General features: G+C 55.8%; 20 protein-coding genes. 17 read left to right on the forward strand and 3 right to left on the reverse strand.

Annotated features, from left to right (window positions below):
• Position 1: 1 nt before the first annotated feature.
• From ctaD to L2731_RS13055, 3 genes are read left to right on the forward strand one after another with little or no spacing between them, the layout of a single operon-like run.
• Positions 2-1,612 carry a cytochrome c oxidase subunit I gene (gene ctaD / locus L2731_RS13045; protein WP_415837033.1) on the forward strand — a complete coding sequence of 537 codons (1,611 nt, stop codon included), beginning with the start codon at positions 2-4 and terminating at the stop codon, positions 1,610-1,612.
• 1 nt (position 1,613) lies between these two features.
• Positions 1,614-2,183 carry a cytochrome c oxidase assembly protein gene (locus L2731_RS13050; protein WP_249253520.1) on the forward strand — a complete coding sequence of 190 codons (570 nt, stop codon included), beginning with the start codon at positions 1,614-1,616 and terminating at the stop codon, positions 2,181-2,183.
• Entirely contained in the window at positions 2,180-3,055 is an 876-nt protein-coding gene (locus tag L2731_RS13055; RefSeq protein WP_239882625.1) for a cytochrome c oxidase subunit 3, read from the forward strand. The genes L2731_RS13050 and L2731_RS13055 overlap by 4 nt, the downstream gene beginning before the upstream one ends.
• Positions 3,056-3,074: 19 nt before the next feature.
• On the opposite strand, the gene L2731_RS13060 is transcribed toward L2731_RS13055, so the two are convergent.
• Positions 3,075-3,293: a DUF2909 domain-containing protein gene (locus tag L2731_RS13060; protein ID WP_249253522.1), complete on the reverse strand. Its 219-nt coding sequence runs from the start codon at positions 3,291-3,293 to the stop codon at positions 3,075-3,077.
• Between L2731_RS13060 and L2731_RS13065 the strand changes: the two genes are divergently transcribed.
• From L2731_RS13065 to L2731_RS13120, 12 genes are all read left to right on the forward strand, one after another.
• Positions 3,292-4,035, forward strand: coding sequence for an SURF1 family protein (locus L2731_RS13065; RefSeq protein ID WP_249253524.1), 744 nt, complete (start codon positions 3,292-3,294; stop codon positions 4,033-4,035). The genes L2731_RS13060 and L2731_RS13065 overlap by 2 nt on opposite strands.
• Before the next feature lie 172 nt (positions 4,036-4,207).
• Complete coding sequence (locus tag L2731_RS13070) at positions 4,208-4,759, forward strand: hypothetical protein (protein ID WP_239853935.1); 552 nt, start codon at positions 4,208-4,210, stop codon at positions 4,757-4,759.
• A complete protein-coding gene (locus L2731_RS13075; protein ID WP_249253526.1) occupies positions 4,759-5,742 on the forward strand; it encodes a COX15/CtaA family protein in 984 nt (327 codons plus the stop codon). The genes L2731_RS13070 and L2731_RS13075 overlap by 1 nt, the downstream gene beginning before the upstream one ends.
• Before the next feature lie 12 nt (positions 5,743-5,754).
• The gene (gene cyoE, locus L2731_RS13080) at positions 5,755-6,657 is read left to right on the forward strand and encodes a heme o synthase (RefSeq protein WP_041509697.1); all 903 of its coding nucleotides are present in this window, start codon (positions 5,755-5,757) and stop codon (positions 6,655-6,657) included.
• Positions 6,658-6,659: 2 nt separating this feature from the next.
• Positions 6,660-7,295, forward strand: coding sequence for an SCO family protein (locus L2731_RS13085; RefSeq protein WP_249253528.1), 636 nt, complete (start codon positions 6,660-6,662; stop codon positions 7,293-7,295).
• A gap of 139 nt (positions 7,296-7,434) precedes the next feature.
• Positions 7,435-7,734, forward strand: a complete 300-nt coding sequence (locus L2731_RS13090; RefSeq protein WP_041509695.1) for an STAS domain-containing protein — start codon at positions 7,435-7,437, stop codon at positions 7,732-7,734.
• A complete protein-coding gene (locus L2731_RS13095) occupies positions 7,731-8,093 on the forward strand; it encodes a response regulator (protein ID WP_041509694.1) in 363 nt (120 codons plus the stop codon). Before L2731_RS13090 ends, L2731_RS13095 begins: the two co-directional genes overlap by 4 nt.
• A gap of 19 nt (positions 8,094-8,112) precedes the next feature.
• On the forward strand, positions 8,113-10,131 hold the full coding sequence (locus L2731_RS13100) for a chemotaxis protein CheA (protein WP_249253530.1): 2,019 nt from the start codon (positions 8,113-8,115) through the stop codon (positions 10,129-10,131).
• A 28-nt stretch (positions 10,132-10,159) separates the two neighbouring features.
• On the forward strand, positions 10,160-10,717 hold the full coding sequence (locus L2731_RS13105; protein WP_249253532.1) for a chemotaxis protein CheW: 558 nt from the start codon (positions 10,160-10,162) through the stop codon (positions 10,715-10,717).
• Between the two features lie 22 nt (positions 10,718-10,739).
• On the forward strand, positions 10,740-13,334 hold the full coding sequence (locus L2731_RS13110) for a methyl-accepting chemotaxis protein (protein ID WP_239853929.1): 2,595 nt from the start codon (positions 10,740-10,742) through the stop codon (positions 13,332-13,334).
• Between the two features lie 158 nt (positions 13,335-13,492).
• On the forward strand, positions 13,493-14,323 hold the full coding sequence (locus tag L2731_RS13115) for a CheR family methyltransferase (protein ID WP_239853928.1): 831 nt from the start codon (positions 13,493-13,495) through the stop codon (positions 14,321-14,323).
• A gap of 28 nt (positions 14,324-14,351) precedes the next feature.
• Entirely contained in the window at positions 14,352-15,398 is a 1,047-nt protein-coding gene (locus tag L2731_RS13120) for a protein-glutamate methylesterase/protein-glutamine glutaminase (RefSeq protein ID WP_249253534.1), read from the forward strand.
• A gap of 6 nt (positions 15,399-15,404) precedes the next feature.
• Here L2731_RS13120 and L2731_RS13125 read toward each other — a convergent pair whose 3' ends face one another.
• Positions 15,405-16,451, reverse strand: a complete 1,047-nt coding sequence (locus L2731_RS13125) for a polysaccharide deacetylase family protein (RefSeq protein ID WP_249253536.1) — start codon at positions 16,449-16,451, stop codon at positions 15,405-15,407.
• Positions 16,452-16,473: 22 nt separating this feature from the next.
• Here L2731_RS13125 and L2731_RS13130 point away from each other — a divergent pair, with 22 nt between their 5' ends.
• Positions 16,474-17,820 carry an MATE family efflux transporter gene (locus L2731_RS13130; protein ID WP_249253538.1) on the forward strand — a complete coding sequence of 449 codons (1,347 nt, stop codon included), beginning with the start codon at positions 16,474-16,476 and terminating at the stop codon, positions 17,818-17,820.
• A gap of 195 nt (positions 17,821-18,015) precedes the next feature.
• Here L2731_RS13130 and nfuA read toward each other — a convergent pair whose 3' ends face one another.
• Positions 18,016-18,594, reverse strand: a complete 579-nt coding sequence (gene nfuA / locus L2731_RS13135; RefSeq protein WP_011863915.1) for a Fe-S biogenesis protein NfuA — start codon at positions 18,592-18,594, stop codon at positions 18,016-18,018.
• Between the two features lie 206 nt (positions 18,595-18,800).
• Between nfuA and L2731_RS13140 the strand changes: the two genes are divergently transcribed.
• A complete protein-coding gene (locus L2731_RS13140; RefSeq protein ID WP_249253540.1) occupies positions 18,801-21,338 on the forward strand; it encodes a M14 family zinc carboxypeptidase in 2,538 nt (845 codons plus the stop codon).
• Positions 21,339-21,381: the final 43 nt, after the last annotated feature.

Below are 21,381 nucleotides of genomic sequence, written 5' to 3' on the forward strand. Positions count from 1 at the left end.
TATGAATGCAATAACGCGTGAAGCAGATATGGATGCCACTCATATTGGCGAACATTCGACCCACCACGAGGAGCACCCGACGGGCATAAAGCGTTGGCTGTTTACCACCAACCATAAAGACATAGGCACCCTGTATCTCTGGTTCAGTTTCATCATGTTCTTAACCGGCGGCGCCATGGCCATGGTGATCCGCGCCGAGCTGTTCCAGCCGGGTCTGCAACTGGTGGAGCCCAACTTCTTCAACCAGATGACCACGGTTCACGGCCTCATCATGGTGTTTGGCGCCGTGATGCCGGCCTTTACCGGCCTCGCCAACTGGCTGATCCCTATGATGATAGGGGCGCCAGACATGGCCCTACCCCGCATGAACAACTGGAGCTTCTGGATCTTGCCCTTCGCCTTTGCGATCCTGATTAGCTCGCTGTTCATGGAGGGCGGCGGGCCTAACTTTGGCTGGACCTTCTACGCCCCGCTGTCGACGGCCTATAGCCCGGATAGCACGGCGCTGTTTGTCTTCTCGGTACACATCATGGGTATCAGCTCCATCATGGGCGCCATCAACGTGATCGTGACCATAGTCAACATGCGCGCTCCGGGTATGAGCTGGATGAAGTTGCCACTGTTCGTCTGGACCTGGCTGATCACCGCCTTCCTGCTGATCGCCGTGATGCCGGTACTCGCCGGTACAGTGACCATGGTACTGACCGACAAGTTCTTCGGCACCAGCTTCTTCGACGCCGCCGGTGGTGGTGACCCTGTGATGTTCCAGCATATCTTCTGGTTCTTCGGCCATCCCGAGGTCTACATCATGATCTTGCCGTCCTTCGGCATCATCTCTGCCATAGTACCGGCCTTCAGCCGCAAGAAGCTGTTTGGCTACTCCTCCATGGTATACGCCACCGCCAGTATCGCGATCCTCTCCTTCCTGGTCTGGGCACACCACATGTTTACCACAGGTATGCCTGTGTTCGCTGAGCTCTTCTTCATGTACTGCACCATGTTGATCGCCGTGCCGACAGGGGTGAAGGTATTTAACTGGGTCGCCACCCTCTGGCGCGGCTCGCTCACCTTCGAGACGCCCATGCTGTTTGCGCTGGCCTTTATCATCCTCTTCACCATAGGTGGCTTCTCTGGGCTGATGCTGGCCATCACGCCGGTGGATTTCCAGTACCACGACACCTACTTCGTCGTGGCCCACTTCCACTATGTATTGGTCTCGGGGGCTATCTTCTCCATCATGGCGGCGGCCTACTACTGGCTACCTAAGTGGACTGGGCATATGTACAGCGAGAAGCTAGGCAAGCTGCATTTCTGGTGCTCGGTGATCTCGGTGAACGTGCTCTTCTTCCCCATGCACTTCCTGGGGCTGGCGGGCATGCCGCGACGCATTCCGGACTACTCGATTCAGTTTGCCGACGTCAACCAGATAGTCTCTATCGGCGGCTTCGCCTTCGGCCTGTCACAGCTGATCTTCCTGGTGGTGGTGATCAAGTGCATCCGCGGCGGCGAGCCGGCACCCAACAAGCCATGGGATGGCGCCGAGGGACTGGAGTGGACATTGCCGAGTCCGGCGCCCTACCACTCATTCTCGACACCACCTGAGGTGAAATAGCATGACGGACGCTAAGGCGTACTCCAACCGTAAGCTGATCGGCCTATTGCTGTTAGGTTGCGTGGGCATGTTCGGCTTCGGATTCGCCTTGGTGCCTCTATACGATGTGCTATGTGAAAAATTAGGCATCAATGGTAAGACGCAATCGACCGCCGCCGAATATAAGGCGGTGACCATAGACACCAGCCGCACGGTAACGGTCGAATTTATGGCACAGACCCAGAAAGATATGCCCTGGGTCTTCGCCCCCGAGATGAAACGCATTCAGGTGCATCCGGGTGAGGTGATTCGTACTCAGTTTCACGCCAAAAACCTCTCGGCGCAGCAGATTGTCGGGCAGGCTATTCCCTCTGTCTCTCCGGGACAGGGCGCGGCCTACTTCCACAAGACAGAGTGCTTCTGCTTTAACCAGCAAAAACTCGATGCCAATGCCAATGCGCAATTACCTTTGATCTTCTATGTCGATACCGAGCTGCCCGAGCAGATCTCGACACTGACTCTCTCTTATACGCTATACAACATCACCGACAAGGGGTACGTAGATGATGTTGAGCAAGGAGCTGCGAAATGACAAGCAAACATGAACACTACTATGTCCCCGCCCAGAGTGCCTGGCCCATCATTGGTGCCTTCGGCCTCTTCCTCATCGCCTATGGCGCCGGCAGTTATGTACAGCAGTTACAGACGGAGCAGACCAGCGGCGGTTATATCCTTACGGCGGGAATCGCCGTCATCCTCTACATGGTCTTCGGCTGGTTCAGGACAGTGATAGGCGAGTCCATGTCCGGCCTCTACTCTAAGCAGATGGATCGCTCCTTCCGCCAGGGAATGAGCTGGTTTATCTTCTCCGAGGTGATGTTCTTTGCCGCCTTCTTCGGCGCCCTGCTCTACGCCCGCACCATAGCAGTGCCCTGGCTCGGCGGCGCCTCGAACAATGCCATGACCCACGAAGTACTTTGGCCCAATTTCCAGGCGGTCTGGCCCCTGGTCACCACACCCGATGGCACCAAGACGGAGGCCATGGGCTGGACGGGTCTGCCTCTGTACAACACCATCATACTGCTAACCTCGTCGGTCACCCTGCATTTCGCCCATGTGAGCCTGGAGAAGAGCAAACGCACCGCGCTCACCCTCTGGTTAGGCATCACCATACTCTTAGGTCTCGCCTTCCTCTTCCTCCAGGCGAAAGAGTATGCCCACGCCTATCAGGAGATGGGGCTGACCCTCTCCTCCGGCGTCTATGGCAATACCTTCTTCCTGCTCACTGGATTTCACGGCATGCACGTGACCCTGGGAACCATCTTCCTATTCGTGCTCTTCTTGCGGGTATTAAAGGGGCATTTCACGCCTGATAAGCATTTCGCCTTCCAGGCGGGCAGTTGGTATTGGCACTTCGTGGATGTGGTCTGGCTATGCCTGTTCGTATTCGTCTATGTCCTCTAAGGAGGCTTATGACCACCTATTAATAGGGTCTGGGATTTGGGGTGATCACCCCAAGTCCCAGGGCAATCAACAGCAAGAGCACCACCAGCACAGAGAAGAGCACACGCCGCCCCAGATACTGACTCATGGGCGCCTTGCCCTCTCCCTTCACCAAGACAAATAAGGCCCGGCCAAGATTAAAGATAATGAACACCAATAGCAGTACTAAGACGATCTTAAATAGCAGTATTTCGCTCATGAAGGCTCCCACGGTTCGCGGTGGCACGATTTTTCTCGTTTTAGTTACTTTGCTGGTATTCACCATTCTGGTCAAGCTGGGACTGTGGCAGTTAGACAGGGCCGCCGAGAAACAGGCGCTGCAACAGGCGCTAACCCTCAAGCAGGCCGCCGCGCCGCTGGATTATCAGAGTCTGCTCGTCTTAGCCAAGCGCGGCTCCCTCACCGGCTATCGTCTGGAGGTCCAGGCGACACCTGTGGATGCCCCCATCATACTGCTGGATAACCAGGTATATGAGGGCCATGTCGGCTATCTGGCCTATCAGGTGATGCGTGTCGAAGCCGATGCGCCTTTGCTAATGGTCGAACTCGGCTTCGTCGACAGTGGCCTAGACAGACAAAAGTTACCCCAAATAACACGAATGACTCAGACGGTGACATTAAGCGGGCGTGTCTATCAGAGGGCTAGTAACCCCTTGAGCCAACACCTACTGCCCGAAGTGGGCGATCCCATGCGAATTCAAAACCTTAACCTGACCGAGCTATCTCAGCAGCTAGGCATGCCGTTGGCCCCCGCCATACTGCAACCCGAGGCGATACCGGGCGGCGCACTGCCACATCCCTGGCTGCCGATCCCCATGAGTGCACAGAAACACCAGGGCTATGCCCTGCAGTGGTTCTCCATGGCGACCGTCTTTCTAATGCTCATGACTTACCTGCTGATATTTAAGAGGAAAAATAAGGAATCCAGTGAAAACAAATGAGTGTCGTAACTTGTTGCGTAAAGACATCTGACCCTGTAGGTTAATCAATAGGCACCTTGATAAATAGGGTGCCTACCCAGGTAAATGGTCACTTCCTAGCCGTCTCGGGGAGTTGATATTTTTCGGTGTCTGGCGCGCGCTAACCCATAAAATAATCAACCAGAGGATTAAGATGAGATCCCCAAAGAGCCAAGGCGCAAAACCCCTAATTATCTTACTGCTGGTCTTTGTCTTGCCCGTGGCGGTAGCAAAACTAGTGCTGAGTCTGAACCTCTATCATGGCGGCGCCACCAATAAGGGGGAGCTTCTGCCGCCCGACACAAACTATGCCCGCCTGGCCATGACCAATCCCATGCCCAAACACTGGCAGATGATCTACCTGCTTCCGGCACAATGCGATCAGGCCTGTATGAACCGACTCTACATACTGCATCAGAGCCAGATCGCCCTGGGGCGAGACCAGCACAGGGTCAATCCCATTATATTATTGCAAGCTGACAGCGATCTCATGGCGCTGCAGGAGAGTGAGTTCGACTTCGCCACGGCCCAGGCCACCGAGGCGGTCAGCCAGATGCTGACCCGGGAGGAGATCATCATAGTGGATCCGCTGGGTTCGCTGGTGATGCGCTACCCCCAGGTTGAAGATGAACAGGCCCAGCTGATGCTCGGCAAGGCATTGATCGCCGACTTAAGAAAGATGCTTAAACTGTCGAGGGTCGGCTAATGCAGATGACATCGGTACTGAAACTCACCTTAGTCTTTACCCTGTGCGTGATCTTGATGGGAGCCTACACCCGACTCTCGGACGCCGGCCTAGGCTGTCCCGACTGGCCGGGCTGCTACGGCATGATCAAGGTGCCCACCCAGAGCCACGAACTGGCCAAGGCACAGGACAGCTTTCCCGAACATACGGTAGAACCAGAGAAAGCCTGGCTGGAGATGATCCACAGGTATATTGCCGGCACCTTAGGCCTACTGGTCGCTTTCATCCTCTTCATCAGCTTCAGGCAGCCCGATGCCCCTAAGAAGCTTCCCAGCTTTATCGCCCTATTAATCCTGTTCCAGGCGGCGCTGGGGATGTGGACGGTCACCATGAAACTCATGCCCGTGGTGGTGATGTCCCACCTGATCGGCGGTTTCACCCTGATCTCCCTGCTATGGCTGCTCTACCTTAGAACCAAGCCACTGCGACTACCCGGCGGCGAGCCCAGACTGAGAAAACTCGCCCCCTACGCACTCTTCTGCCTCGGCTTACTCGTGCTGCAGATCATCCTGGGCGGCTGGACCTCATCTAACTATGCGGCAATGGCCTGCACCACACTGCCCATCTGCGAAGGGGACTGGGTAAGCAATCTCGACCCACTGCATGCCTTCTACCCCCTACATAAGACGGAAGGCAGCTATGAATTTGGCATACTCGACTACTCCTCCCGCATGACTATCCATGTGGCACACAGATTCGGTGCCATCATTACGGCGACAGCCCTGCTTTGGCTGGTCTACCGCATGATCAAACTGTCTCACTCTCAGCTGCTCAGACGCAGTGCCTGGGTGCTACTAGGCTTGTTGTGCCTACAGATAGCGCTTGGCATCAGCAATGTTGTGCTGCACCTCCCCTTGGGAGTTGCCGTATCCCATAACGCGGGCGCCGCACTCTTATTACTCACCCTGGTTTTCATCAACTACGCCCTGTGGCGTAAGGCATAAGGAGGCATCGCCATGGCCAAACCTATGACTATCACCAAGCATGCCGTTACCCCTCTCCCCTGGCGCGCCTATCTGGAGATGACCAAGCCAAGGGTAGTCGCCCTGATGCTGTTGACCGTATTGGTCGGCATGTGCCTGGCGGTACCCGGCGCCGTACCGGTTCAACCCTTAATCGCCGGTCTAATTGGCATAGGCATGATGGCGGGGGCGGCCGCGGCCTATAACCATCTGATCGACCGCCGCATCGATGGCCTGATGGCCCGAACCTATAATCGACCATTACCTAAGGGGCGAGTCTCCATCACCAAGGCACTGACCTTTGCGACCGGTATGGCGATTCTCGGCTTTATGCTGCTCTACTGGGCCGTCAACCCGCTCACCGCCTGGCTCACCTTCGCCAGCCTCATAGGCTACGCGGTGATCTATACCGCCTATCTCAAGCGTGCCACGCCACAGAATATCGTCGTCGGCGGCCTGGCCGGAGCCATGCCACCGCTGCTGGGTTGGACGGCGATAACCGGCGAGTTTCACGGCCATGCGCTGCTGTTAGTGATCATCATCTTCGCCTGGACGCCGCCCCATTTCTGGGCGCTGGCGATCCACAGACGCGCCGAGTATGCCAAGGTCGATGTGCCCATGCTGCCAGTAACTCACGGCGTCGAATTTACCAAGACCTGCATCCTGCTCTACACGGTTTTACTGGCCCTGGCCTGTCTCTACCCTGTGCTCGTTGGCATGTGTGGTCCCCTCTATCTGGTGGGGTCTACCCTGTTAAGTTGTGGCTTTATCTATAAGGCCTGGCAGCTCAAGTATAGAGACCAGCCGGGACTGGCGATGCAGGTGTTTCGCTTCTCCATCTACCACCTGATGCTGCTCTTCTTGCTGCTCTTGGTCGACCACTATCTCTGGAGCTAACGATGAAGCCAATACTGGTCATCATTACCTTACTCATCTTCAGCGGCCTGGGGGCGATCGCGGCGGTTAACTACACAGCTAAGCCCACGCCGCCCGAGTTGCTCACCAGCTATCGCTATCCCCAGCAGCGACCCTTGTCCCCCTTCGAGCTAACCGATCAGAATGGCAAGGCCTTTACCAACGACCAGCTTAAGCACAAGTGGAGCCTGTTCTTTGTGGGCTATACCTCCTGCCCGGATGTGTGCCCCACCACGCTTGGCAAACTGGCGGCGGCCTATCAACAGCTGGAAGGTGTGGTGGATCTGCAGGTGGTGTTTCTGTCGGTCGACCCTGCACGGGATACCCAGGCAAGGCTCAAAGATTACATCAACTTCTTTAATCCCAACTTCGTTGCAGTCACGGCGCCCCATAGCCAGTTGCTCCCGCTGACCCGGGAACTTGGCTTCGTCTATACCATGGTGGGCGAAGGCGAAAATTATCAGGTGGATCATAGCGCCTCCATGGTGCTCATCTCTCCCGACGGCACCCGAATGGCAACGATTAAGCCCACCAGCCTAGATCCTCGTCAGCTACCTCAAATCCGCAACAAGCACCTCATTCACGATGTGATCGCCCTAGCGACCCACTATGGTGAGTAACAAAATCCTTCACTGTCGGCTCCCACACGGGAGCCGACTTAGTTAAAAAACTGTTATTTTTCAGGCAAGCCTCTTATTTACCGTCTATCTTTTGATCCTAGTGGAGTCTTAATGACAGGGATTGTAGAGGAGCCCCCCGATGACCCAGAGTCCGATTCGCTTGGCGTCTGAGCTGACGATTCGTAACATCCAGCAGGTCCACCATGATATTGCCGAACAGCTCACCGCGTCTGATACCTTGAGTATCGACGCCAGCCAGTTGACCCGGGTCGATACCTCAGGTGCCCAGCTGCTCTACTTTTTGCATCACTATTGCCAAACGCACCACCACGCCATCGAATGGACACCTCCCACCGAAGAGGTCGGGCATACCTTGGCCGAGTTGGGGCTCGACGCGGCACAGATCTTTGCGCTTGCTCAGGAGACAATTCAAGAATGAAGAAAATACTCGCAGTGGATGATTCTGCCTCCATGCGCCAGATGGTGGGCTTTACCCTTAAGACGGCTGGATTCGAGGTTACCGAGGCCTGCAACGGTGACGAGGCGCTGACCCAGGCCAAGAGCCAGGACTATGACTTAGTGATCTCAGACGTCAACATGCCAGTGATGGACGGTATCACACTAATCCGTAACCTGCGCACCCTACCCAACTACAAGTTTACCCCTCTGCTGATGCTCACCACCGAATCGGGCAGCGACAAGAAGCAGGAGGGACGATCGGCCGGTGCCACCGGCTGGATAGTCAAACCCTTTAATCCCGACCAGTTGCTTGCCACGGTCAACAAAGTGTTACGTTAATTTGATTGGATGGTGAGATATGGAAATCGATCTGAGTCAATTCAGCCAAGTCTTCTTCGAAGAAAGTCTCGAAGGCTTGGAAAGCATGGAATCAGAGCTGCTGAAATTAGATATCGCCGCGCCGGATCCAGAGGCGATCAACACCATCTTTCGCGCCGCGCACTCCATCAAGGGCGGCAGCGCGACCTTCAGCTTTACCCAGGTTGCTAACTACACCCACCTGCTGGAGACATTACTCGACGAGATCCGTGACGGTCGCCGCGAGATGACCAGTCATCACCAGGACATCTTGCTGCTGTCGGTCGATCTGCTGCGCAACATGCTCGATGCCGTGATGCACCAGCAGACCTTCGATGATCCCATGCTCAGCGAACTTGAGCAGAAATTTGCCGCCGAGCTGAATCAGGTTCACTCGCCAGAGCAAACACCAAACGAACCAGAGACGCCAGAGCTAACCACCTGGCAGATCACCTTCAAGGCGGGAACGGACATACTCAGGTACGGTAACGATCCCCTGTTGATGTTCAACGAGCTCAACCTGTGTGGTGAGCTTGGGGTCGAGCTGCTGCCTCAGGAGATCCCCGACTTCACTCAGTATGACCCCGAGGCCTGCTATCTCACCTGGTCGCTCACCCTCACCACTGACCAGCCCCTGTCCCGTCTCAAGGAAGCCTTCGAGTGGGTCGAGGATGAATGTGAAATCGATTATCAGGCGCATACGCAAGAGAGCGCAACACCGCCAACCGAGGCTGAAGCCCCATCAGAGCCGGTTAGCCAAACCGATACACCAAACAAGGCTGCCAGCCCGGTAAAACCCAGCGTGGTGAGCAATAAGAACCAAGATGCGGGTTCGATTCGTGTCAGCATCGAGAAGATCGATCTGCTGATCAACATGGTGGGCGAACTGGTGATCACCCAGGCCATGCTCGGCCAGATTGGTCAGCAGGAGGAGATGACACCTGAATCCTTCATCACCATGAAGCAGGGACTGGAGCAGCTGGCCAGCCACACCAGGGATCTGCAGGAGAGCGTCATGCAGATCCGCATGCTGCCCATCAGCTTTGCCTTTAACCGCTTCCCCCGGCTGGTGCGAGATATAGGTCAGCAACTGGGCAAGCAGGTGGAACTGATCCTCAAGGGGGAAGATACCGAGCTGGACAAGACGGTAATGGAGAAGATTGTCGACCCTATGGTGCACCTGGTGCGAAACTCCCTCGATCACGGTCTGGAGACTCCTGAGGTGCGTCGCCAGAAGGGTAAACCCGAGACAGGCACCCTCACACTGAATGCCTTCCATCAAGGCGGCAACATCATCATAGAGATCATCGATGACGGCGCCGGCCTCAACACCCAAAAGATCCTCGACAAGGCACGCGCCAAGGGGCTGATAGGCAGCGATGAAGAGCTCAGCGAAGAGGCCATTCACCAGCTTATCTTTAAACCCGGCTTCTCTACCGCAGAGACAGTCTCCGACCTCTCGGGACGAGGCGTCGGCATGGATGTGGTGCTGAGAAACATCCACGAACTCAACGGAACCATAGAACTGAAATCCACCCAGGATAAGGGCAGCCGCTTTACCATACGCCTGCCGCTCACCCTGGCGATCCTCGACGGCCAGTTAGTCCGCATAGGCAGACACACCTATGTCGTGCCTCTAGTCGCGATCCATGAGTCACTCGAGGTGCCCACGGCCCACATCAATCGCCTGAGTGAAGAGCATGAGGTGGTTCGTCTACGGGACGAATATCTGCCAGTGCTCAAGGTCTACGAGGCCTTCAATCATGAGGCCGACGCCAAACAGATTAAAGATGGCCTGGTGATGGTGGTCGATGCCAACAACGACAAGGTCGGACTCTTGGTCGACGAGCTTCTGTCTCAGCAGCAAGTCGTGATCAAGAGCCTGGAAGACAACTACAGCAAGGTGCCCGGCATCTCGGGGGCCACCATACTCGGCGACGGCACGGTTGCCTTGATCATAGATATTGCCGGATTAGTCGGCCTCGCGGGCATCAACAGCACCCAAGAGCACGCCGCCTAGGGAACCAAATGAAAAGGGAGATTCATCCATGACACAGGCAGATGAAGCAGGCATCACACTCACCGCCAAAGACGATGCCAGCGACCAGTATCTAACTTTCATCATGGCCGATGAGGAGTATGGCGTCGACATTCTCTCGGTACAGGAGATACGAGGCTGGGAGCCCACGACCGTCATTCCCAACTCCCCGGGCCATGTCAAAGGGGTGATCAACCTGCGCGGCACCATAGTGCCCATCATAGATCTGCGGCAGAGATTCGGTATCGCCAGCCTGGACTATGGCCCCACGACTGTGGTGATCGTCATCAAGGTCTGCGTCGGCGACGAACACAAGGTGATCGGCATAGTGGTCGATGCCGTCTCCGATGTCTTCAGCGTCAATCACAAGGATCTTCGCGATGCTCCTGACTTTGGCGAAGAGACAGATCTCACCTTCATCAAGGGACTCGCCAATCTGGCGGACAAGATGGTCATCCTTTTGGATATCGACACCCTACTAAGCAGCGAGGTGTTGCCTGAGGCCGCCCAACTGTCAAACATCATCAATAATATCGACGCTGCATCGACACAGGCTGTCAGCGCCTAAACCGGCAAGAGAGGAACAGAGAATGGATGCAATGAACAGCAAGACTGGCAACGCAAACAATCTGCCAATCATTGGACTGCTTATCGCCGCCGTCGCAGCCCTATTAGCCTTCACCCAGCAGCCCTCGCTCTGGGTTGGCATAGCTCAGGTGATTGCCATCGCCATCATCGCCCTGGGTATTCAACAGCAGGGACAGGTGCAACACAATCTGCGACAGGCCTTCGACGAGATCCGCCAGGCGATCAATGGCAAGAATCCCCCCAGCTTTTCCACCTTCGACTATCCTCATTGGCCAGAGATCAGCCACAGCCTGACCCAGCAATGGCATGCCAATCAAGCCAGCCAGGCGCAGCTGAGGGCGTTGGAGATCTGTCAGGCCAACGTGATGTTAGCCGACCCACAAGGCAATATTAACTTCCTTAACCAGTCGCTACGCCACACCCTGGAGCAGGCCGAATCAGACATACAGCAGGTCATTACCAGCTTCAGCGTCGATACGCTGATTGGCACCAACATGGACACCTTCCACCAGCAACCCAGCCATCAGCAGAACATCATAGCCAGCCTGAAGCGACCTCATTCCGCTCAGATCAAAGTAGGCAGTCGCATCTTCTCGCTGATCGCCTCCCCCGTGTTTGACGATGAGCATCAGCGCATCGCAACCGTGGTCGAATGGCAGGATAAGACGGAAGCCCTGGCCAAGGCCGACGCAGAGAACAAGCTGGCTCAGGAGAACAGCCGCATCAAGCAGGCATTAGATGTCTGCCGTGCCAACGTCATGGTGGCGGATGCCGATTACAACATCATCTACCTCAACGACTCTGTTACCCAGATGCTTAAGGACAATGAGCAGACACTGCAACAGACGCTGACCAAGTTCAACACAGATAGCCTGATCGGCAGCAATATCGATCTCTTCCACCAGAACCCTGCCCATCAACGTAAGATGCTCGACAGGCTCACCGGCAGCTATGACACCAGCATCCAGGTCGCGGGGCTGGACTTCACCCTGATCGCCACCCCGGTATTTGAGAATGGCGTGCGCACGGGGACTGTGGTCGAATGGCAGGATGTGACCGAGAAGCTGGCCAAGGAGGCTACAGAGCGTCAGCTGGCCGCCGAAAACGCCCGCATCAAGCAGGCGCTGGACAATGTCTCCTCCAATACCATGGTGGCCGACGCCGATCTGAATATCATCTACATGAACAAAGCCGTCAGCCAGATGTTCAAGCAGGCGCAGAACGATATCGCCAAGGATCTGCCGAACTTCGATGCCAGCAACCTCATCGGCGTCAACATAGACAACTTCCACAAGAATCCCAGCCACCAGCGCAACCTGCTCAAGACGCTGACCAACACCTATACCAGCCAACTCAAGGTGGGCGGACGCACCTTCCAGGTGGTTGCCAATCCCATCCGCGACCCTAACGGCACCAGCATAGGCACGGTTGTGGAGTGGTCCGACAGAACCGCCGAGGTAGCCATAGAGCATGAGATAGACTCCATCATCAGCGCCGCCAGCAAGGGCGATCTCTCCCTGAGGGTCGGCACCCAGGATAAAGAAGGCTTCTTCCTCAACCTCTCTAACGGTCTCAACCGTCTGGTCGGTATCGCCGATCAGGTGATCGGCGATGTGGTGAACATGTTTGATGGCCTAGCCAAGGGGGATCTCAATCGTCAGATCCAGGGCGAATATCAAGGCCAGTTTGGTAAGCTACAGGCCGATGCCAATGCCACCGCCTCCAAGTTGACCGAGGTGCTTGACGGCATCAACCAGTCTGCCAATACCGTCACCTCGGGGGCGGAAGAGATAGCCCAAGGTAATGCCGATTTGAGTCAGCGTACCGAGGAGCAGGCCGCCTCCCTCGAAGAGACCGCCTCCAGCATGGAGGAGATGACGGCGACGGTCACCCAGAGCGCGCAAAACGCGACGGTCGCCAACCAACTGGCCCAGGAGGCCAACACTAAGGCCGCCCATGGTGGCAAGGTGGTCGACCAGGCCGTGACCGCCATGGAGGCGATCAACGAATCGAGCAAGCGCATCGCCGACATCATAGGGGTGATCGATGAGATCGCCTTCCAGACCAATCTGCTGGCCCTCAATGCCGCCGTCGAGGCCGCCAGAGCGGGCGAACAAGGTCGCGGCTTTGCCGTGGTGGCTGGCGAGGTGCGTAATCTGGCCCAACGCAGCGCCGGCGCCGCCAAGGAGATCAAGGAGCTGATCCGCGACAGCGTGACCAAGGTAACCGACGGCACCCAGCTGGTTAACCAGTCTGGCGAGACTCTGGAAGATATAGTGCAGGCTGTCACTAAGGTAGCCGACATGATAAGCCAGATCAGCATAGCCTCAGATCAACAATCGGCGGGCATCCAGGAGGTCAACAAGGCGATCTCCCAGATGGATGAGATGACGCAGCAAAATGCCGCCCTGGTCGAACAGGTATCGGCCGCCGGCGATGCCATGGCGGAGCAGGCACGCAACATGAAGGCCCAGCTCGGCTTCTTCCAGTCCCAGACCCCGGTGCATTCGGGCATGACCTCGGCGCCGCTCTCGCTGGTATCCGGCGACAGCCATGGCCCCCTGAATATCAGCAACGAGGAGTGGAATGAGTTTTAATACTAACCATTGTAAGTAAGCGATCAGTTATTGATTACGATTGGTATAAAGTCTATGGGCGCCAAGGGAAGGCGCCCCCATTGAGTCGAATCGATTGCCAGGAGCCAAGATCAGGCTAGGGGAAACAATTGGAACAGAGCAACGAAAAGGAATTTCCGATGGCGCAGCAAGACTTCGAATTTATTCGACAGCTTGCCTATCGCGAGTCGGGCATAGTGTTGCCAGACAGGAAGCAGCACATGGTCTACTCGCGCCTCAGCAGACGCCTGCGTGCGCTCAAGTTGAATAACTTCAATCAGTATTGCCAAAGACTCGAGGACGATGGCGGTGAGCTGATCAACTTCATCAACGCCCTAACCACTAACCTCACCTCCTTCTTTCGCGAGGCGCACCACTTCGACTATCTCGAGCAGCACTTGGTGCCTCAGTGGCAACAGAGACGCAACCGTCGCCTGCGCATCTGGTCATCGGCCTGCTCTAGCGGCGAAGAGGCTTACAGCATCGCCATGACTCTGGCGAAACACTTTCCACCGGCCAGCTGGGATCTGAAGATACTCGCCACGGATCTCGACACCAACGTGCTGGACAGGGCCAAGGCCGGTATCTACAGCCAGGAGGCTATGGCCAACCTGCCCAAGTCACTGCTGAACCAGTATGTCGAGCCAGGACCTAATGCCGATGAGGTCAGGCTTTGCGACTCGCTCAAGCGACTGATCCACTTTAAACAGTTAAACCTACTGGGCGAGTGGCCCATGCACGGCCCCTTCGATCTCATCTTCTGTCGCAATGTGCTCATCTACTTCGATATCCAGACCAAGGTGAAGATCATCCGCCAGTTTCGACAACTGCTCGCCGAAGATGGCCACCTATTTATCGGCCATTCGGAGACGCTGCATAATATCTCCAGCGATTTCAAACTGATCGGTCAAACCATCTATCAACCTCAACATGCCGCCCTGGTGCGGCAACGACTCGGTGCCAGAGCATGAGACAGATGACACGAGAGGATGGCGCCAGATGATAAAAGCATTGATCATAGATGACTCACCTCTGGTCAGGCAGCTGCTTACCCATATGCTCTCACAGGCGCCGGATATCAAGGTGGTCGCCTCTGCCGAAGATCCCTACGAGGCCAGGAGCCTGATCAAGCAGTTCAACCCAGATGTGCTGACCCTAGATATCGAGATGCCCAAGATGGATGGCATCGCCTTCTTGCGCAACCTGATGAAACTCAGGCCTATGCCGGTCGTCATGGTCTCAACCCTGACCCACAAGGGCGCCGAGGTCACCCTGGAGGCCTTGGCCTTAGGGGCGGTAGACTTCATCTCTAAACCTAAGTCGGACCTCACCAATACATTGCTGGATTATACCGATGAGCTGATCGACAAGGTGCGCACCGCCGCCGTCAGCCATGTTAAGCCGCTCACCCGTCCGGTGGCCCGGGTAACCACAAGTAGTAAGTTTGAAAACACAGGGGACAAGTTGATCGCCATCGGCGCCTCCACCGGCGGTACCGAGGCGATCCAACGGGTGATCACTCCGCTGCCGGCAAATACGCCTCCCATAGTCATTACCCAGCATATTCCCGCCGCCTTTAGCCTCTCTTTCGCCAAGCGACTGGATACCCACTCGGCGATGAAGGTGATCGAGGCCAAAGGGGGAGAGCTTATAGAGAGCGGTACCGCCTATCTGGCGCCTGGGGATGCACACCTAGCGGTGGAGAAGCGTGGCACCAGGCTCTATACCAAGCTGCTGGATTCAGATCCGGTCAATCGCCATAAACCCGCCGTGGATGTGTTGTTCAACAGTATCGCCGAGTGCTATGGCGTCGATACCATAGGCATACTGCTGACTGGCATGGGAAGAGATGGCGCCCAGGGGCTGGAACGACTCAAGGCCGCCGGCAGTCACACCATAATACAAGATGAGGCCAGCTCTGTGGTCTGGGGCATGCCGGGCGCAGCTGCCGAGCTCAATGCCCACAAGGAAATATTACATCTGGATAAGATCCCCACCCGGCTGATGCAGCTACTCAACAGCAACAAGACGGCGGAGATCTCCTAACACACGTTACTCCTGTATCCAGGTACCATCATTTTTCGGTCTAACCCAGGCCTGGGAGAACCAGTAGTAACGACCACTCACCTTACTTGGCGCGGTACAGTTATAACGTGAACGACCCGGCGGTAGATCCATCAGCGCGCGAATACTAAAGGTATCCTCACTCGACCAGGTCGGCTTCATGGCGCCTTGCCCCTGTACGAAGCACATCACCTGCCCGGCAAGGATATCTGTCATATCCAGGGTCACCTGCATCTCGGGTCGCCACTGTCCCTGCTCTAGCTGCGTATTGCGCGGCGTGATCGCCAGCACTGGCATGTTCAGGCTATAGAGCTTGGCCTTGAGTGAGGTAAGATCCGCATAGGCCCCCGCCACCGGAAAGCGCGGTAAGGCGGTAAGCGACGAGTAGCCTCCAGCGGCGCCAGACTGCTGCCCAAAACCCACGAAACCTAAGCTTTCCATTAAGGTCTCTATGGCCGTATTATATTCGCCATAGGGATAGGCTAACATTTTCACACTCTGGCCGGTTTTTGCCTGTATCTCTGCCTCGGTGGCGAGTAGATTGTCCTTAATCCGGGCCAACCAGGCCTGCTCATCCTCACCGTGCAGGCGTCGGATCAGATGCTCATGGCCCCAGCTGTGATTGGCCAGCGTCACCCCTTCATCGCTGAGGCGTTTCAGGGTCGCCCAGTTCATCACATTCTTATGCTTGCGCACTATGGGATCGATGGAGATAAAGATGGTGTAGGGGTAGCCGAACTCCTTCAAGATAGGATGGGCGGTATCGGCAATGTTCTGATAGCCATCATCGAAGGTGATGGCCACCGTCTTGTCGGGCAGTTCCCGTCCCTGCTTTAGCGCCTCGACCACTTGGGTCAAGGGCTTGACCTTGAAGCCATTCTCCCTCAGGTAGCTCATCTGCTCTCTGAACTGAGCGGGTGTCACGCTGGTCACCTTAGGGGTATCCTCGGATACATGATGATATTGTAGAATCACCACCGCCTGAGCCGAATAACTGAGACAGGCCAATAGCGCTGCTATCACGCTTCTAAACATATTGAGTAACCTCTGAGAGTCTATGTCGCCACTAAACTTATTGTTAAATAAACAGAAAAATAGCCAGCTGTTCGCGCTCGCCGTCCCCATGATTCTGTCTAACATTACGGTTCCCCTGCTGGGGCTGGTCGATACTGCCGTCGTGGGACATCTGAGTAACGCCTATTATTTAGGGGGAGTCGCCGTCGGGTCAACGGTGATCACCCTGATTTTGTGGATTCTGGGCTTCCTGCGCATGTCGACTACGGGCTTGGTAGCGCAGGCCTTCGGCGCCAAAGAGATGCAAACCCAATACCGTCTGCTGATACAGTCGACCAGCCTGGCACTTCTACTCGCGCTATTAGTCCTGCTTCTGCAGCAACCCATCATAGACACGGCCATGGCACTCTCCGATGCCAGCGAGCAGGTACAGTATTACAGCCAGGCCTATTTCAACATCCGCATCTGGTCTACCCCATTCGCTCTGGTCAACCTGGCACTGCTAGGTTGGCTACTGGGTCGCCAGCAACCTAAGGCCGCCATGTGGCAGCTCATCGCCGCCAACATCATCAACATACTGCTGGACCTCCTGTTTGTGATGGGGCTAGGCTGGGGCGTCGAAGGGGCTGCCCTGGCCTCTGTACTGGCCGACATGACTGGTTTTGCCGTGGCTGCCAGCATGGTACTGCGCACCATCAAACAGGAAGGTGACTTCGCCTTTATGCCACTGTGCCGCAGTCTGTCGCTCAACTGCTATCAGAGATTGGTGCGCCTCAACCTGGATATCTTTGTGCGCAGCCTCTGCCTGCAACTCGCCTTCGCCTTCATGACCTTTCAGGGAGCCAACCTGGGCGACAATACGGTGGCCGCCAATGCCGTGCTGCTCAACCTCCTGCTGCTCATCTCCTACGCCTTGGATGGCATAGCCTATTACGCTGAGGCCGAGGTAGGGCGGGCCGTGGGCGAAAAGAGCCATGAGCGCCTAACCCAAAGCGTCAACCTCGCCGGGCTATGGTCGGCCATCTTTGCCCTGCTGTTCACCCTATTTTTTTCCCTGTGGGGCGAGCAGATAATCCATCTTCTGACCAACATACCTAAGGTGCGCCAGGAGGCTCAGGCCTATCTTGCCTGGGTCGTTGCCCTGCCGCTACTCGCCTTCGGCTCCTACCTGTTTGACGGCGTCTATATCGGCGCAGCCCAAGGCAAGGCCATGCGCAACACCATGATACTCGCCACCTTCGGGGTCTTCTTCCCCACATGGCTACTGCTGCAGGACCATGGCAACCATGCCCTGTGGGCCGCCATGAGTCTGTTTATGCTCACCCGTAGCCTCAGCCTGGCATTGGATTACCACTATCGATTGAGCAAGGCCATAACGAAAACGGGATGACCTAAGTCATCCCGCTGTCTGCTTGCTTACTCTTTATACCAATCACGGTAAGTAAGTGATCAGAAATAGCGTAGGAAAAACATTCTAGAACAAGGCAGTATTTTCGATAAGTAGTTATTCTACAATCTAAAATACTAACGCTGTTATCGGACGTTTTAACAAGCTAGCATGACCAATTATTTACTACGATTGGTATTATTGGTAAGAGTGTTCACCGTGTTGGTGTTCGGTGACATCACGCACCCCGGTCAGCTCGCCAGGGAACATATCCAATAGCTGCTTCTCGATGCCATCTTTCAGGGTCACGTCAACCATGGAGCAACCGTTACAGCCACCGCCAAATTGCAGGATAGCAATACCGGCTTCGTCGATATCCACCAGCATGATGTTACCGCCGTGGCTGGCCAGCTGAGGGTTGATTTCAGACTGGATCACATACTCGATACGCTCTTTCAGTGGCGCATCGGCATCGACCTTACGCATCTTGGCATTAGGCGCCTTCAGAGTTAGCTGCGAACCGAGTTGATCGGTAACGAAGTCAATAGAAGCGTCTTCGAGGAAGGGAGCACTCTTCTCATCCACCATGGCATGAAAACCATTAAATTCGAGTTCGATGTCGTCTGCCTCTACGGCATCCGGCGGACAGTAAGACACGCCACACTCAGCCGAAGGGGTACCTGGGCTGATAACAAAAACGCGAATATGAGTTCCTTCAGGCTGGTCAGCGAGTAGCTTAACAAAATGCGCCTGAGCTGCATCGGAAATGGTGATCATTAAGACATGCTCCGTCAGGATAAACCCGAGTGTTTTAGTAAGAATTAAGACTATGATACTCCGACTATCACCAGCTTTGTAGCCCCTTTGTCTAATAGTCGTGAGATTTTTGCCTTGGCAGTATGGCTAAAGTCAGACCGTAAGCTGGAAACTCACTGGTCTAACTGTTAATTTAGCCTTTATATACAATAATAAAGAGCATTACCATGCTGCGACTCTGCCTTTTGCTGCTTTCTATCGTTCCCCTGCTCGCGAGCTTTGCGACAAATGCTCAAAGCGTGATCTCAGTCTCGTCCGCCTACCAGACAAACAGCAGCCTGGCATCACCCAGCGAGTTCCTCGGTTACCCCCTCGGTCAATGGCATCTGCGCCATGATCAGATCAACTATTATCTCAAGCAGCTCGCCCAAAACAGTCCCAGAGTCAGCCTGGAATCCACTGGGCAGAGCCACGAAGCCAGACAGCAGCTCACGGCGGTGATCACCTCATCCTCCAACCAGGCCAAGTTGGCACAGATCATCCAAGGGCGTCAGCAAGTGAAAGCGGGCAAGGCCCCAGATGGCCCGCTGATCATCTGGCTGGCCTATTCGATCCATGGTGACGAAGCCAGCGGCGCCCATGCGGCGCTTGAGGTCAGCTATCGCCTCAGCCAGAGCCAGGAACCCTGGGTGCAGGAGTTACTGGATAAGGCAGTGGTGTTGATCACCCCGTCTCAGAATCCAGATGGCCTAGATCGTTTCTCAACCTGGACCAACAACTATACCGGTAAGGTAAAAGTGAGCGACGAGAATCATAACGAGCACAGACAAAACTGGCCCGCCGGCAGACGTAACCACTATTTTGCCGACCTTAATCGTGACTGGCTGTTCCTGCGCCACCCTGAGTCTCAGGGCCGCATCGCCCTGTTCCACAAGTGGCAGCCTCACTACCTGGGCGACTTCCACGAGATGGGCCACGATCAGACCTTCTTCTTCCAGCCTGGGGTACCGACACGCACCCATCCGCTGACCCCCAAGGAGAATCAGGCGATCACCCAAAAATTCGCCAGCTTCCATGCCAAGGCACTGGACGAGGGCAAGCAGCGCTATTTTACCAAGCAGATGTTTGACGATTTCTACTATGGCAAAGGCTCGACTTACCCGGACATTAACGGCGCGGTAGGCATACTGTTTGAACAGGCCAGCGTGCGCGGACAGCTGCAGGATTCAAAGAATGGCCTGCTGCGTTTCAGCCAGGCCATAGACAACCAGATAGCCACCTCCTTCTCCAGCCTCAAGGGGGCCCTGGCACTGGCAGATGAGCTGAAGCAGTATCAGAGCCGCTTCTATCAGCGCAAAGACAAACACCCACCATCGGGGCGCGAAGCCGGCTTCCTGCTCGGCGCGCCGGGGGATCCCGGCAGACGCGACGATCTCGCCCAGCTGCTGCGCCGTCATGGAATCGCCTTCTTCTATCTCAAAGAAAGGATGCAGCAGGGCAGACACCAATACAGCCAGGACGACAGCCTGTTTGTCCCCATCAATCAGCCGCAGAAGACACTGCTGCTGGCCATGTTCGATCTGCGCACCGAATTTGAAGACGCTACCTTCTACGACGTCTCCAGCTGGAACCTCGCCTTCTCCTATAACCTGCAGATGGCCCGCAACGTTAACCTGAATGTCGACGACCTGCTCACCGAGCCGCAAGCCAGAACGCCCGGCATGCTGAGCAGCAATAACGTCGCGGTGTTGATCGATTGGCGACAGCAGAACGCCCCCCCCCTGCTACAGGCCCTGCTCGGCGAGGGGATTAGGGTCAAATTTGCCGCCAAGCCCTTCAGCCTTAATCTCGACGGCCAGCCCCTGAATATGGAGGCCGGCACCCTACAGATCCCAGTGGCCCAGGCCACCTTAGCGCCGGACGCCCTGCTCGAAAGGCTCGCCGCGCTGGCTAAGCAACATCGGGTGCAGCTAGTGGGCGTGGATACTGGACTTGCCAGCTCAGGAATAGACCTCGGCAGCCCGGATTTTCACGATATAGCCCCCATCAAGGCGCTAGTGGTGACCGGCTACGGCACCTCGTCGACCGAAGTGGGTGAACTCTGGTATTTCATGGACAACCTTATCGGTGCCCCCCTGACCCAGGTGGATGTCAGCCGTCTGCCCAGCATAGATCTGACGCCATACACCCATGTGTTCCTCATGGACGGCAGCTACGCCAACCTGGAAGATAAATACGCCCGCAAGCTGGGACAATTCGCCATAGAGGGAGGCGTCATCGTCGCCCAGAAAGGCGCGCTGCAGTGGCTATCCAAGGGCAACCTGCTCAAGAGCGATATCAGAGAGAAACGTTATTTCAGTCAGCTGTTCGCCACCGATGGCCTCGCTTTCGGCGACAAGGGCAAGCTGGATGCACGCCAGGCTATCGGCGGCGCCGTACTGGCACTGAACCTGGACACCAGCCACCCCATCACCTTCGGCTTGGGTGGCAATCGCCTGCCTGTGCTGAAGAACAAGGCGTTTGGCCTAAGCAAGAACCAGCCGCCTTTCGTCACGGCCGCCACCTACGCCGACGAGCCCCTGCTGGACGGCTTCCTGGCCGAGGAGTATCAGCGCAGCCTAAGTCAGACCCCCGCCATTCTCGTCGAACGACACGGCAAGGGCGCCCTGGTGGCCCTGGCGGACAATCTCTTATTTAGAAATATCTGGCTTGGCTCGCAGAAGGTGTATGCCAACAGCCTCTACTTTATTCCGGCTCTACATTGATCTTCGCGCTTAACCCTTTTTCGACGCGGCAACGTTATAAAGG

It is taken from the genome of Shewanella aquimarina, from assembly GCF_023349185.1.
In the GTDB taxonomy this organism is placed as follows: Bacteria; Pseudomonadota; Gammaproteobacteria; order Enterobacterales; family Shewanellaceae; genus Shewanella; species Shewanella aquimarina.

Coding starts and splice junctions, on each gene's coding strand:
- L2731_RS13060 (WP_249253522.1), bottom strand. CDS start 3,293: ATGAGCGAAATACTGCTATTTAAGATCGTCTTAGTACTGCTATTGGTG.
- L2731_RS13120 (WP_249253534.1), top strand. CDS start 14,352: ATGATAAAAGCATTGATCATAGATGACTCACCTCTGGTCAGGCAGCTG.
- cyoE (WP_041509697.1), top strand. CDS start 5,755: ATGGCCAAACCTATGACTATCACCAAGCATGCCGTTACCCCTCTCCCC.
- L2731_RS13105 (WP_249253532.1), top strand. CDS start 10,160: ATGACACAGGCAGATGAAGCAGGCATCACACTCACCGCCAAAGACGAT.
- L2731_RS13125 (WP_249253536.1), bottom strand. CDS start 16,451: ATGTTTAGAAGCGTGATAGCAGCGCTATTGGCCTGTCTCAGTTATTCG.
- L2731_RS13075 (WP_249253526.1), top strand. CDS start 4,759: ATGCAGATGACATCGGTACTGAAACTCACCTTAGTCTTTACCCTGTGC.
- L2731_RS13115 (WP_239853928.1), top strand. CDS start 13,493: ATGGCGCAGCAAGACTTCGAATTTATTCGACAGCTTGCCTATCGCGAG.
- L2731_RS13110 (WP_239853929.1), top strand. CDS start 10,740: ATGGATGCAATGAACAGCAAGACTGGCAACGCAAACAATCTGCCAATC.
- L2731_RS13065 (WP_249253524.1), top strand. CDS start 3,292: ATGAAGGCTCCCACGGTTCGCGGTGGCACGATTTTTCTCGTTTTAGTT.
- L2731_RS13050 (WP_249253520.1), top strand. CDS start 1,614: ATGACGGACGCTAAGGCGTACTCCAACCGTAAGCTGATCGGCCTATTG.
- ctaD (WP_415837033.1), top strand. CDS start 2: ATGAATGCAATAACGCGTGAAGCAGATATGGATGCCACTCATATTGGC.
- L2731_RS13085 (WP_249253528.1), top strand. CDS start 6,660: ATGAAGCCAATACTGGTCATCATTACCTTACTCATCTTCAGCGGCCTG.
- L2731_RS13100 (WP_249253530.1), top strand. CDS start 8,113: ATGGAAATCGATCTGAGTCAATTCAGCCAAGTCTTCTTCGAAGAAAGT.
- L2731_RS13130 (WP_249253538.1), top strand. CDS start 16,474: ATGTCGCCACTAAACTTATTGTTAAATAAACAGAAAAATAGCCAGCTG.
- nfuA (WP_011863915.1), bottom strand. CDS start 18,594: ATGATCACCATTTCCGATGCAGCTCAGGCGCATTTTGTTAAGCTACTC.
- L2731_RS13070 (WP_239853935.1), top strand. CDS start 4,208: ATGAGATCCCCAAAGAGCCAAGGCGCAAAACCCCTAATTATCTTACTG.
- L2731_RS13055 (WP_239882625.1), top strand. CDS start 2,180: ATGACAAGCAAACATGAACACTACTATGTCCCCGCCCAGAGTGCCTGG.
- L2731_RS13090 (WP_041509695.1), top strand. CDS start 7,435: ATGACCCAGAGTCCGATTCGCTTGGCGTCTGAGCTGACGATTCGTAAC.
- L2731_RS13095 (WP_041509694.1), top strand. CDS start 7,731: ATGAAGAAAATACTCGCAGTGGATGATTCTGCCTCCATGCGCCAGATG.
- L2731_RS13140 (WP_249253540.1), top strand. CDS start 18,801: ATGCTGCGACTCTGCCTTTTGCTGCTTTCTATCGTTCCCCTGCTCGCG.